This window comes from Mesorhizobium sp. M2A.F.Ca.ET.037.01.1.1 (assembly GCF_003998075.1).
In the GTDB taxonomy this organism is placed as follows: Bacteria; Pseudomonadota; Alphaproteobacteria; order Rhizobiales; family Rhizobiaceae; genus Mesorhizobium.
This window is the reverse complement of sequence record NZ_RZSA01000075.1, coordinates 1-11956: the sequence shown is the minus strand read 5'-3', so window position 1 is coordinate 11956 and position 11956 is coordinate 1. Positions and strand designations below refer to the sequence as shown.

The 11956-nt window shown below is 63.2% G+C and carries 11 protein-coding genes; all 11 read left to right on the top strand.

The genetic code is table 11. The features are described 5' to 3' along the window. A partial coding sequence (locus tag EOA27_RS06380) for a UbiA family prenyltransferase (RefSeq protein ID WP_127255765.1) occupies window positions 1-866 on the top strand: 866 nt, incomplete at its 5' end. Then, entirely contained in the window at window positions 866-2218 is a 1353-nt protein-coding gene (locus EOA27_RS06375; RefSeq protein WP_126082157.1) for an FAD-binding oxidoreductase, read from the top strand. The genes EOA27_RS06380 and EOA27_RS06375, both read left to right, overlap by 1 nt. Before the next feature lie 124 nt (window positions 2219-2342). Next, a complete protein-coding gene (locus tag EOA27_RS06370; protein ID WP_126082158.1) occupies window positions 2343-2792 on the top strand; it encodes an EamA family transporter in 450 nt (149 codons plus the stop codon). Further along, window positions 2789-3796: an NAD(P)-dependent oxidoreductase gene (locus EOA27_RS06365; RefSeq protein ID WP_126082159.1), complete on the top strand. Its 1008-nt coding sequence runs from the start codon at window positions 2789-2791 to the stop codon at window positions 3794-3796. The genes EOA27_RS06370 and EOA27_RS06365 overlap by 4 nt, the downstream gene beginning before the upstream one ends. 31 nt (window positions 3797-3827) lie before the next feature. After that, window positions 3828-5294 (top strand): aspartate aminotransferase family protein, encoded by a 1467-nt coding sequence (locus tag EOA27_RS06360; RefSeq protein WP_189343377.1) that lies wholly within the window; start codon window positions 3828-3830, stop codon window positions 5292-5294. A 13-nt stretch (window positions 5295-5307) separates the two neighbouring features. Next, window positions 5308-6537 carry a hypothetical protein gene (locus EOA27_RS06355; RefSeq protein ID WP_126082161.1) on the top strand — a complete coding sequence of 410 codons (1230 nt, stop codon included), beginning with the start codon at window positions 5308-5310 and terminating at the stop codon, window positions 6535-6537. Then, entirely contained in the window at window positions 6534-7292 is a 759-nt protein-coding gene (locus EOA27_RS06350) for an FkbM family methyltransferase (RefSeq protein ID WP_126082162.1), read from the top strand. Before EOA27_RS06355 ends, EOA27_RS06350 begins: the two co-directional genes overlap by 4 nt. Window positions 7293-7445: 153 nt before the next feature. Next, window positions 7446-10007, top strand: a complete 2562-nt coding sequence (locus tag EOA27_RS06345; protein ID WP_126082163.1) for an FAD-dependent oxidoreductase — start codon at window positions 7446-7448, stop codon at window positions 10005-10007. Between the two features lie 104 nt (window positions 10008-10111). After that, entirely contained in the window at window positions 10112-10648 is a 537-nt protein-coding gene (locus EOA27_RS06340) for a site-2 protease family protein (RefSeq protein ID WP_126082164.1), read from the top strand. A gap of 55 nt (window positions 10649-10703) precedes the next feature. Beyond that, complete coding sequence (locus EOA27_RS41450; protein ID WP_189343107.1) at window positions 10704-10874, top strand: hypothetical protein; 171 nt, start codon at window positions 10704-10706, stop codon at window positions 10872-10874. A gap of 59 nt (window positions 10875-10933) precedes the next feature. Continuing rightward, window positions 10934-11875 (top strand): phosphoribosylaminoimidazolesuccinocarboxamide synthase, encoded by a 942-nt coding sequence (locus EOA27_RS06330; protein WP_126082165.1) that lies wholly within the window; start codon window positions 10934-10936, stop codon window positions 11873-11875. The last annotated feature ends 81 nt before the right edge of the window (window positions 11876-11956 follow it).

The following is an 11956-nucleotide window of genomic DNA, read 5'->3' as shown; positions in this document are numbered from 1 at the left end:
CCTATATCAAGATGCTGCGCATGCATCAGTGGCTGAAGAACGCGCTGATCGCCGTGCCGATGGTGCTGTCGCACGAATATTTCAATCCCAATATGATCTGGGAATGCCTGCTGGCGTTCGTTTCCTTCAGCGCCGTGGCGTCCGCCATCTACATCCTCAACGATTTCTTCGACCTCGCGCTCGACCGCAAGCATCCTACCAAGCGCAACCGGCCTTTCGCCAGCGGCGCATTGTCCATTCCGTTCGGCATGGGCGCGATCGCGGCGCTGCTTGCGATAGGCATCGCAGCCGGCCTATTCCTGCCGATCGAATTCCTTGGCGTGCTTGCCGGCTATCTGGTCGTCACCACCGGCTATTCGCTGTCGTTCAAGCGCATGCTTCTGGTCGATGTGCTGACGCTTGCCGGCCTCTACACGATCCGCGTGCTGGCGGGCGCGGCCGCCACCGGCGTGGACGTTTCCTTCTGGCTGCTTGCCTTCTCGATCTTCTTCTTCCTGTCGCTGGCCCTGGTGAAGCGCTTCGTCGAACTGCGCACCACGGCCATCCCTCCGGGCGAGCGCATCGCCGGCCGCGGCTATCGCACCGAAGATCAGGAGATCGTCGCCCAGGCCGGCATGGCGTCGGCCTTCTCCTCGGCGCTGGTGCTCGCGCTCTATATGGACAGCCCGGCGGTGCGCGAGCTTTACCCGCATCCCTGGCTGATATGGCCGCTGGCGCCGATCGTGCTCTACCTCACGATGCGCGTCTGGATCCTGGCCCGGCGCGACGAGATGCATGACGACCCGGTCGTCTTCATCATCCGTGACTGGCGCAGCCAGATCGTCGTCGCGATCGGCGCGGTCTTCCTCGTCGCCGGAGGCTGGTGATGGGGCAGGAGCGCTTCGGCAGCTTCGGGTTGGCGACCCCACCGGCGCGCAAGGCGATCCCGGCGGACGAGGCCATCGCCTTGCTGAAGCGCGGCGAGGCGAAAGCCGGATCGCTGCTCGCCTACGGCAATGGCCGCTCCTATGGCGACAGCTGTCAGAACGATGCCGGCATGGTGGTCGACATGCGGCCGCTCAACCGCATCCGTTCCTTCAACGCAGAGACCGGTGTGCTCGAAGCCGATGCCGGCACGCTGCTTTGCGACATCATCGCTTACGCCGCGCCCTACGGCTTCTTCCCAGCCGTGGTTCCAGGCACGCAGTTCGTGACGCTGGGCGGCGCGATCGCCAACGACGTTCACGGCAAGAACCACCATCGGCGCGGCACCTTTGGCTGTCATGTCGAGGCCCTCACGCTGCTGCGGTCTGACGGCCGGACCTATCGCTGCTCGCCGACCGATAATGTCCGCCTGTTCGGGGCGACGATCGGCGGCATGGGCCTGACCGGGCTGATCCTGTCGGCATCGATCAAGCTTCTGCGCGTGCCGTCGCTCGACATCATGGAGAAGGCGACGCGGTTTCGCCATCTCGGCGAATTCTTCGATCTCGCCGAGGCGGCGGACCAGGCTAACGAATATGCCGTCGCGTGGATCGACCAGCTCGCGGGCGGCCATGGGCTCGGGCGCGGCCTTTTGTTAACCGGCAATCATGCCGAACACGGCTCCCACGCCGCCGCGAATGCCGGCACCCGGCTTTCCGTGCCGGTGCGGCCGCCGTTCAACGTGCTGAACCGGCCCTTCCTCACGGCCTTCAACGCGGCCTACCGCTGGAAAAAGGGCAAGTCCGCGGTCCCACGCCAAGCGGGCTATCAGGGCTTCTTCTTTCCGCTCGACGGCGTCCGCGACTGGAACCGGCTCTACGGGCCGCGCGGGCTTTTCCAGCACCAGAGCGTGGTGCCGGAGGAGAAGGCCCGCCGCATCGTGCCCGCGCTGCTCGAGGCGGCGCGACGGGCGGGGCAGGGATCGTTCCTGACGGTGCTCAAGCGCTTCGGCGATGTCCGCTCGCCGGCGCTGCTGTCGTTCCCGCGGCCGGGCTACACGCTGACGCTCGATTTCCCCAACCGGGGTGAAAGGACGTTGCGGCTGCTTGCCCAGCTCGACCGCATCACGGTTGAGGCGGGCGGGGCGGTGAACCCCTACAAGGATGCCCGGATGGGGCCTGAGACATTCGCCGCATCGTTCCCGCATTGGCGACGGCTGGAGGCGCTTCGCGACCCGGCTTTCCTATCAAGCTTCTGGGCGCGTACCGCCAAGAGACTGGAGATCGGACAAGGAAGAGCTGAGGCCGCGGAATAGGTAAAAGTCGAATAGATCATGGTAAACAAAGTGTTACGCCATGGTTTACTTAAAACACTGGTGTGGGTTCACGAAATATTGGCAGATTTGTAATAGGACCGCCCAAGGGGGCGGGGTGGCAACAATGAAATACATAGTCTTCATTCTCTTCACGGTCATGACCAATGCCGCAGCGCAGCTGATGCTGAAGCAGGGCATGATGTCGATGGGGCCGATCTCCTTCGAAGGTGTCAATCCGCTCGTCAGGCTGCTGCAGATCGTGTTCAGCCCATGGGTGTTCCTCGGTCTGTGCACCTTCGTCATCTCGATGGCGTCGCATCTCTATGTGCTGTCCAAGGTCGAGCTCAGCTTCGCCTATCCGTTCCTCAGCCTCGCCTATGTCGCCGTGGCGATCTTTGCCTATTTCGTCTTCCGCGAGGACCTCAATGGCTGGCGCATCGCCGGCATCGCCTGCATCTGCGTCGGCACGATCCTGATCGCCCAGAGTGGCAGAGAAATGGGTGGCCACGGGCATGAGGAGCAGACCGCTTCCATCGCCTCCGACAAAATCCAGACAAGCGAGATCGTTCGATGAGACATGTGATTTTCGGCGGCGACGGTTTCGTCGGCCGTCACCTTGCGCCCAAGCTCGTCGCCGATGGCGAGACTGTCGTCGTCGCCGACATCGTGAAGAGCGACCTGCCGCATTACCGTTCGATGCGCTTCATCACCTGCGATGTGACCGATCCGGCCCCGGTCGCGGCGGTCGGGCTCAAGGCGGACGATATGGTCTACAATCTGTCGGCCAAGATGCTGTCGCCGATCCAGGTGCGCGCCAAGCGGCATGATTTCTTCTTTCCAGTGAACTTCCACGGCACCGAGAACATCATCCAGGCGATGGACAAGGCCGGCGCCTCGAAGCTCGTCCACTACACGACCGACATGATCTACGGCCACACGGTGGTGCTGCCGATGACCGAGGACCATCCGGTCGCGCCGCTCGGCGAATATGGCCTGTCAAAGCTCAAGACCGAGGAACTCGCCGCCGAATGGCGCAAGCGCGGCATGTCGATCTCGCTGTTCAGGCCGCGCCTGATCATCGGCCCTGGACGCCTCGGCATCCTTGAAAAACTGTTCAAGCTGATCGACTGGAATCTGCCCGTGCCGATGATCGGCTCGGGCAGGAACCCTTATCAGTTCATCTCGGTGTTCGACTGCGCAGAGGCCGCCCGCGCCGCCTGGAAGGCCGGCGTGCCGAACGAGGCCTATAATCTCGGCTCGCTCAACCCGCCGCCGGTCAGGAAACTGCTCGGCGATCTCATCCGCCATGCCGGCTCGAAGTCGATCCTGCTGCCGACGCCCGGCTGGGCGGTCAAGCGCACGCTCGACCTGCTCGATTTGCTGAACATGCCGATCATGGATCCTGAGCAGTATCTGATCGCCGACGAGGAATGCGTGCTCGACGTGTCCAAGGCCGAGCGCCAGCTCGGCTGGGTGCCGCAATATCGCGACGAGGACATGCTGATCGCCGCCTACAGCGAATACCGCGCCAAGAAGGACGGCCACGCCGTCGCCACGAAACATGTGCCTGCCGAATAGAGCGCGAAGGGAGATTTTTCAGATGACCGTCATGGCCAAGCCGGAACAGACAGGCACGCGAACGCTGGTTGAAGCGCCGGCGCTGTCGCCCGCTTCCATCGCCAAGCCAGACTTGATCAGCGTCGAGCAGGCCAAGGCGCTGGATGTCGCCCGCATCACCGATCTGTTCAAGGCGCATCTCAATCCCGGACAGCTGCATTTCATGAAGCTGCTCGGCTTCCACAAGGTCAAGATCGAGCGCGCCGAGGGTATGTTCTATATCGACCAGAACGGCCGCAAGATCCTCGACTTCTTCGGCGGCTTCGGCTCGCTGGCCTTCGGCCACAACCATCCGCGCATTCTGGAAGCCCGCAAAAAGTTCCAGGAGGAGAAGCGCCAGGAGATCGCCATCGCCTTCATGTCGCAATATGCTGCGGCACTTGCGCACAACATCGCCAAATGCTCGCCGGGCGACCTCGACATGGTGTTCTTGGGCTCCTCCGGCTCTGAAGCCATGGAAGCGGCGGTTAAGCTTGCCGAGCGCGCCGCCGGCCCGAAGCGGCCGAAAATCGTCTATGCGGAAAATTCCTTCCACGGCAAGACCAAGGGCGTGCTGGCGATCACCGACGGCCAACTCTACCGCGCCGACTTCAAGGTCGCGGACAATGTCGTGCGTGTGCCCTTCGCCGACATCGACGCCGTCGAGCGGCTGTTCAAGAGCGATCCCCAGATCGGCGTCATCGTGCTCGAAACCATCCAGGGCGGCGGCGGCATCATCCAGGCGGAGGCGCAATACTGGCAGAAGCTACGCGCGCTGTGCGACCAGTATGGCGTGCTTTGGGTCGCCGACGAGGTGCAATGCGGCTACGGCCGCTCGGGCCGCTTCTATGCCTTCGAGCATTACGGCGTGGTGCCGGACGTGACGGCGCTGGCGAAATCGCTCGGCGCCGGCAAGGCGGCGGTCGGCGCCATGATCGCCAGGCGCGATGTCTATATGAAAGCCTATGGCACGCCGAAGACGGCGATGATTCACGCCATGGCGACCTTCGGCGGCATGGGCGAGGCCTGCGTCACCGCGATCGAGGGCATCAATGTCCTCTATGACGAGGGGCTGATCGACAACGCCGCCTCGACCGGCGAGTACCTCATCCAGCGGCTGCAGGCGCTTAAGGAAAAATATCCGAGGATCATCAAGGACGTGCGCGGCAAGGGTTTTATGATCGGGCTCGAGTTCCACGATTTCTCGCAGACCCTGCCTATGGTGCTCAGACCGGTGGTGAGCGTGCTCGACGACAAGTTGAAAGGCTCGCTGTCCGGCTTCGTCGGCTCGCTTTTGCTGCGCGACTATGACGTGCTGGTCGCCTTCACCGAATATAACCGCAACGTCATCCGGCTCGAGCCGCCGCTGATCTGCCAGCCCGAGCATGTCGACCGCTTCGTCGACGCCTTCGATAGTCTTCTGTCGCGCGGCATCGTGGCGATCGTGAAGGATTTCGTGAAAAGCCAGGTCGGCAAATAAGAGGCCGCCGAGCATGCTGACTAGGCCGTCCGCGCCCACCAATCCGCTGGAACGGTTGACCGGCGCCGGTCTGGCGTGGGGCGAGGGGGCTTACGCGAAATGGGCCGCGTCGATTGGGGCAATTGCGTTTTCGCTCTACATCCTGCTCACCGCGGCGACCGCCTGGTTCATGCCCGACACCAATTGGGACATGCTGCCCTATCTGGCGATCGCCGAGGAAGACGCCTATCCCGATCCACAGGCGCTGCATGATTATGCCTACAGCACGGTCAAGGCAGGCGTTTCGGCCGGCGACTACAAGACGTTGACCGACGATGGCGGTGGCTTTCGCCGCCACATGACGGAGAGCGCCGCCGACTTTCATTCGCTGCTCGGCATGTACCGGATCAAGTTCCTTTATGCGGAAATCCTGTCCAGCCTCAGCCATGTCGTCTCGCCGGTCGAGGCGATGCGGCTGGTGCAGGTGTTTTCCGTGCTGCTGTTCGGCGCCATCACGCTCGCCTGGCTGCGCGCGGAAGGCGCGCTGGCGCTGGCGCCGATCGTCGGCGCGATTCTGATCATGGCCGATTTCGGCGATGCGGCGAGCGCCTCGACGCCCGATCTCCTATGCTCGGCGCTGTTCCTCGGCGGCGCCTTTGCCTATGTGCGCAAGCGGGAGGCGGCGACGGCGGTTCTCCTTTTTCTCGCTTTCATGGCCAGGCCCGACAACATCGTTTTCCTCGCCATTTTCACGGTGCTGCTCATCGCGTTCCGCGAGCGGGGGTGGGGCGCGCTGGCCGGTTTCGCGGCATCCTTCATCGCCTATTTCGCCATCTCGCATTGGGCGCAGCATCCCGGCTGGTGGCCGCATCTTTGGTTCTCCACCATCGAGCAGCATTACAACATGGACGGCTTCGAGCCGCCATTTTCCATTGCTGCCTATCTGAAGGCCTTCGCCGCCTCGGTAGTCCGCGCCGTCACCCTCAACAGTTGGGTTGGCGTGTCGGTGCTGGCATTGGCCGGATGGTATGGGCTCGACCGCGCCGGCTTCCGTCTCGACCGACGCGCCGGCATCCTGCTGGCGGCGCTCGTATTGGGCGTGTTGGCGAAGTTCACCGTCTTTCCGATCCACGACACCCGCATCTATTTCCCCAATCTCCTGCCGCCCTTCCTGCTGCTCGCCGCGCCCTTGATGGCGCTGTGGGCGACGAGCCAGGGCGGGCGCCGCGCGGCGCTGCAGGTCACTCCCGGAGACAAGTCATGAGCTCGCTTTCCAGCCTCGCGCGCACCTTGCTGTCGCTTAGCCTTCCAGTCGGCCTGCTCGATCGCGGCCCGGCTTTGCACGGCACGAAATTCCTCGCCAAAGCTGCCCTAAAGGCCCGTTTCGGCGGCGACGGCCGGCCGTTCCAGATGGTCAATGTTGGCGCCTGCGACGGCGCGCTGTTCGACGACGTGACGCCCTGGCTGCATCGCATTCCCGGGGCGCGCGCCATGCTGGTCGAGCCAATCCCATATAACCAGAAGCGCCTGCGCGCCAATTACCCGGATGCCAGCCGCTTCATCATCGAGCCGGTGGCTGTCACGAAAACCCAGGGCACGATCACCGTCCACACCTTCGATGCCGCAGCGCTCGAGGCCGGCACGCTGCCGATCGAATTCATCGGCTGCTCGTCGGTCACCGACACCAATCTGATGTCGGGCAAGAACGCCTGGGGCGAGGCGGACGCCAACTTCAACAAGTTCGCGCCGCATCTGAAGGACATCGAGGTGCCGTCCGAGACCTTGCAGACGCTGCTCGACCGCAACGGCATCACCCATATCGACGCCTTCCTGGTCGACTGCGAGGGCGCCGACTGGATGGTGTTCGAGCAGCTTGATCTGCAACGCTACCGTCCCGGTATGATCAAGATTGAGGTCGGCGCGCTGCCAGCGGCCGAGATCGGCCAGGTCGTGGTCAAGCTCAAGACCGCTGGTTATCAGGTCGGCTTCCAGGCCGAGGACATCTGGGCCTTCGCCTGAGTTAATTCCCCTGGGTGACCGCTCTGTGCAAGGGGTCGCGCCGCACCTGTGGCGTGTCGCAAACAGGCGGTAGCCCAGCCGTCGTCCTCTGCATATTGTGCGCCATTCGAAAGGGCGCAAACGCGCCCGTCTATCCCTTTGGAGTCGCGGGCAATGGCAGAGTTTCCGAAAAAGGCGAAGGTCGTCATCGTCGGCCTGGGCGGTATCGTCGGCGCGTCCGTCGCCCACCACCTGATCGAGCGCGGCTGGGACGATATCGTCGGCATCGACAAGTCGGGCATCCCGACCGATATCGGCTCGACGGCGCATGCCTCGGACTTCTGCTACACGACCAGCCATGATTTCCTGTCCTGCTGGACGACGCTCTATTCCATCGATTTCTACGAGAAGATGGGGCATTACGCGCGCGTCGGCGGCCTCGAGGTTGCCCGCGTCGGCGACGATGCCCGCATGGACGAGATCAAGCGCAAGATCGCCTCCGCCAAGGCGTTCGGCACCCGTGCGCGGCTGATCGAGCCGGCCGAGATCAAGGAAAAATTCCCGCTGATCGAGGAGCATCTGGTGCAGGGCGGCCTGTGGGACCCGGATGCCGGCCTCGTTATCCCGCGCTCGCAGACCGTCGCCGGCAAGCTGGTCGATCAGGGCGTCGCGTCCGGCAAGCTGCAGGCCTTCGCCAACACCTCGGCCAAGGAGCTGATCGTCGAGAACGGCCGCATCAAGGGCGTGGTGACCGAGCGTGGCACGATCGAGGCCGACTATGTCGTGGTCTGCACCGGCATCTGGGGCCGGCTTACCGCCGCTCTGGTCGGCGAAGACCTGCCGGTCATGCCGATCGACCATCCGCTGACCTTCTTCGGCCCTTACAACGAGTTCGCCGGCACCGGCAAGGAGATCGGCTGGCCGCTGCTGCGCGACCAGGGCAACTCGGCCTATATGCGCGACACCGGCGATCCGAAGACCGCCGAGGGCGGGCAGATCGAATGGGGTTATTACGAGGAGACCAATCCGCGCCTGTGCCACCCGCGCGACCTGCTCGAAAAGCATGAGGCGCGGCTGTCGCCGTCGCAGCGCGACCTCGACATGGAGCAGATCATGGCGCCGCTGGAGCGCGCCATGGAACTGACGCCGATCCTCGGCGAATTGGGTTACAATGAAGGCCATTCCTTCAACGGCTTGCTGCAGGTGACCACCGATGGTGGCCCGTCCATGGGCGAAAGCCAGAAGGTGAGGGGCCTGTGGTACGCCGTCGCCATCTGGGTCAAGGACGGCCCCGGCATGGGCAAGCTGATCGCCGACTGGATGACCGACGGCCGCACCGCGATCGACCATCACCAGATCGACTATTCGCGCTTCTACCCGCACCAGACGCAGGAACAGTTCATCTGGGATCGCTGCACCGAGACGGCGATGAAGGTCTACAATCCAGCGGTGCATCCGCGCGAGCCCTTCTCCAAGGGCCGCAACATCCGCCGCTCGCCTTTCTGGGAGCGCGAGAAGGAACTCGGCGGCTATTTCATGGAGCTGGGCGGCTGGGAGCGCGCGCACGGCTACGCCGCCAACGAGCATCTCCTGGAGAAATACGGCAACCGCGTGCCGGTGCGCGAGAACGAATGGGACAACCGCCATTTCTGGCGCGTCTCCAATGCCGAGCATCTGGCGATGAGCGAGGATTGCGGCATCGTCAACCTGTCGCATTTCTCGATGTATGACGTCGAAGGGCCCGACCATGTCGCGCTGCTGGAATGGCTGTGCGCGGCCAAGATCGGCGGCGACAACAATATCGGCAAGGGCATCTACACCCACTTCCTCGACGAGGAAGGCATGGTGCGCGCAGACTTCACCGTCATCCGCATGGCCGATCGCTGCCGCGTGATCGACGGCGCCGATGCCGGTCCGCGCGACTTCCGCTACATGCAACGCACCGCGCAGGACAAAGGTTTTGACGTCACCGTCACCGACGTGACGGAAAAATACGTCACCATCGGTATCTGGGGGCCGAATGCCCGCACGACCTTGCAGAAGGTGGTCGAGGATCCGAATGGCCTGACGCCGGAGAATTTCCCCTTCGCGGCGATCAAGCCGATCCGGATCGGCGGCAAGGATGTGACCGCCTTCCGCATCTCCTATGTCGGCGAGCAGGGCTGGGAGTTGCATATGCGCTACGAGGACGGGCTCGCCGTCTGGGACGCGCTGCGCTCTACCGGCGTCATGCCGTTCGGCGTCGAGACCTACGCCAACACGCGCCGCATGGAAAAAAGCCTACGCCTCCAGAACGCCGATCTGCTGACCGAATACAATCTGCTCGAGGCCGACCTTGCCCGTCCGAAGGTCAAGGACAACGACTTCTGCGGCAAAGCCAAGCATCTGGAGTATCGCGCCCGTGAGCATCAGCCGGCTATGCTGTGCACGCTGGTGATGACCGAGAACACCGATTCCAAGGGCGTGGCCCGCTACCCGGTCGGCACCATGCCTGTGCAGGATCCCGCGAGCGGCGAGACGCTGGTCGACGAGCTTGGCCGCCGCTCCTTCACCACTTCGGTCGCCTATGGCCCGACGATCGGCAAGAACATCGCGCTTGCCTATCTGCCCTGGGCGTACTGCCAGGAAGGCTGCAAGCTGCAGGTCGAGTATTTTGGCGAGACCTATCCGGTCGAGGTGGCGGGAGTCGGTTACAAGCCGCTCTACGACCCGGAGAACCTCAAGCCGAGGAGCTGATGGTCGCGGACCAAGAAAGATGCAAAGCCCGGCTCCGGTCGGGCTTTTGCTTTTGTGCGGGCCGTGATTCTCGGGTAGCGTTGCTCCGGGCGGAGTAAGCAGGTTTGCAACGGTTCGGTTGGGACAGGAAGAACGACGCATTCGTCTTCGTGATGAAGGGGAACATTCCCGTTCATGTCAGCTGGACCTTTGCCATTCCAGCCGTCCTGCCGTTCGTACATGAATGGTCGAGGCATCCCAGGCTCGCCCTGATCCATACGGCCATATTCGCCGCGCTCCTGTTCCTGTCGGTGTTTCTGCATGAACTTGCCCATGTCTGGGCAGCGCGACGGCGCGGCATCGGCACCCAACGGATAGACCTGTACCTGTTCGGCGGATTTGCCTGGTTCAAGCCCGGCGCGGCTTCGCCCTATGGCTGGGCATGGATCGCGTTTGCCGGGCCGTTGGTGAACATCGTCCTGGTGGCGGGCTTTGCCGCTGCCTATTACCTTCTTGCCCGGCCCTTGTTGCCTGTCGATCCGGACGGTCATTTCAGTTCGCCGCCGAGACTGGACACGCTTCTTGAGTGGACGCTTTGGCTTGGCGCATTGGTGAATGCGGCCTTGGCCATTCTCAACCTCCTTCCGGGCCATTCCGCTTGATGGCGGGGCGATCGCCAGGCATCTGCTTGCGCCGCGTTTCGGCGCGGATGCCGCCGTGCGGATCGTCGGCTTCTGCGGCGTCGTGCTTTCGATCCTGCGTTTCGCGGTCATTGTCCCTGCGGCCCTGGCCGGAATTCTGTTGTGGTTTCCGCCTTCCTTCAGGCCGAACTGGCGGGCGTTTCGCGCCGCCGGCAATAAGAAGCCCGTTCCGCAGCATCCGGCTTGATGTGCAGGGGGGCAGCGGCTTATGTGGCCTGATCAGAAGCCTGCGAAAGCCTACGCCCCATGCGCATCCTGTCCGACGCCTTCATTCCCGAGCTTCCCAATCACTATCACGGCAAGGTGCGCGAAAATTACGACCTGCCGGACGGACGCCGCATCATCATCGCCACCGATCGTTTGAGCGCGTTTGACATCATCCTGGCCTCGATCCCGTTCAAGGGCGAAGTGCTCACCCAGACGGCGCGCTACTGGTTCGAGGAAACCGCCGACATCTGTCCCAACCACGTGCTGGAATATCCCGACCCCAACGTCGTCGTCGGCACGCGGCTCGACATGCTGCCGGTCGAGATGGTCGTGCGTGGCTATCTGGCAGGCACGACCAGCACCTCTATCCTGACCAAGTATCGGAAAGGCGAAAGGAGCTTCTACGGCCACAGCTTTCCCGATGGGCTGCGCGACAATGAAAAGCTGCCGCAGGCGATCATCACGCCGACCAGCAAGGCCGCCCATGGCGGCCATGACGAGCCGCTGTCGGAGGCCGAGATTATTGACCAGGGGCTGCTCACGCAGGCGCAGTGGGATACGGTCTCGCGCTATGCGTTGCAGCTTTTCGCTCGCGGCCAGCAGCGCGCCGCCGAACGCGGCCTGATTCTCGCTGACACCAAATATGAATTCGGCACCGCGCCGGACGGCACCATCGTGCTGGCGGACGAAATCCATACGCCTGACAGCAGTCGCTATTGGATCGCTGCGAGTTATGACGAGGCGTTCGCAAGCGGCGGGCGCCCGCAGAGCTTCGACAAGGATTTCGTCCGCTCCTGGGTGTCAGCGCGGTGCGATCCCTACAAGGACCCGATCCCGCCAATTCCGGACGAGATCATCAACCAGGCCTCGGCGGTCTATATCCAGGCCTATGAAGCGATAACCGGCGCAAAATTCGTGCCCGACCTTTCCGGCGATACGGTGCTGGAGCGTATCCGTTCGAACATCGCGCGGTATTTCTAAAAGGCCCGGGCCGGCGGGATCCGATGCCCCGGATTCGCGGCTTTTGCGCGCGGCGATTTTCGCTTAACCTTCCGCCATGTC

Coding starts and splice junctions, on each gene's coding strand:
- EOA27_RS06345 (WP_126082163.1), top strand. CDS start 7,446: ATGGCAGAGTTTCCGAAAAAGGCGAAGGTCGTCATCGTCGGCCTGGGC.
- EOA27_RS06360 (WP_189343377.1), top strand. CDS start 3,828: ATGGCCAAGCCGGAACAGACAGGCACGCGAACGCTGGTTGAAGCGCCG.
- EOA27_RS06350 (WP_126082162.1), top strand. CDS start 6,534: ATGAGCTCGCTTTCCAGCCTCGCGCGCACCTTGCTGTCGCTTAGCCTT.
- EOA27_RS06375 (WP_126082157.1), top strand. CDS start 866: ATGGGGCAGGAGCGCTTCGGCAGCTTCGGGTTGGCGACCCCACCGGCG.
- EOA27_RS06370 (WP_126082158.1), top strand. CDS start 2,343: ATGAAATACATAGTCTTCATTCTCTTCACGGTCATGACCAATGCCGCA.
- EOA27_RS06365 (WP_126082159.1), top strand. CDS start 2,789: ATGAGACATGTGATTTTCGGCGGCGACGGTTTCGTCGGCCGTCACCTT.
- EOA27_RS06355 (WP_126082161.1), top strand. CDS start 5,308: ATGCTGACTAGGCCGTCCGCGCCCACCAATCCGCTGGAACGGTTGACC.
- EOA27_RS06330 (WP_126082165.1), top strand. CDS start 10,934: ATGCGCATCCTGTCCGACGCCTTCATTCCCGAGCTTCCCAATCACTAT.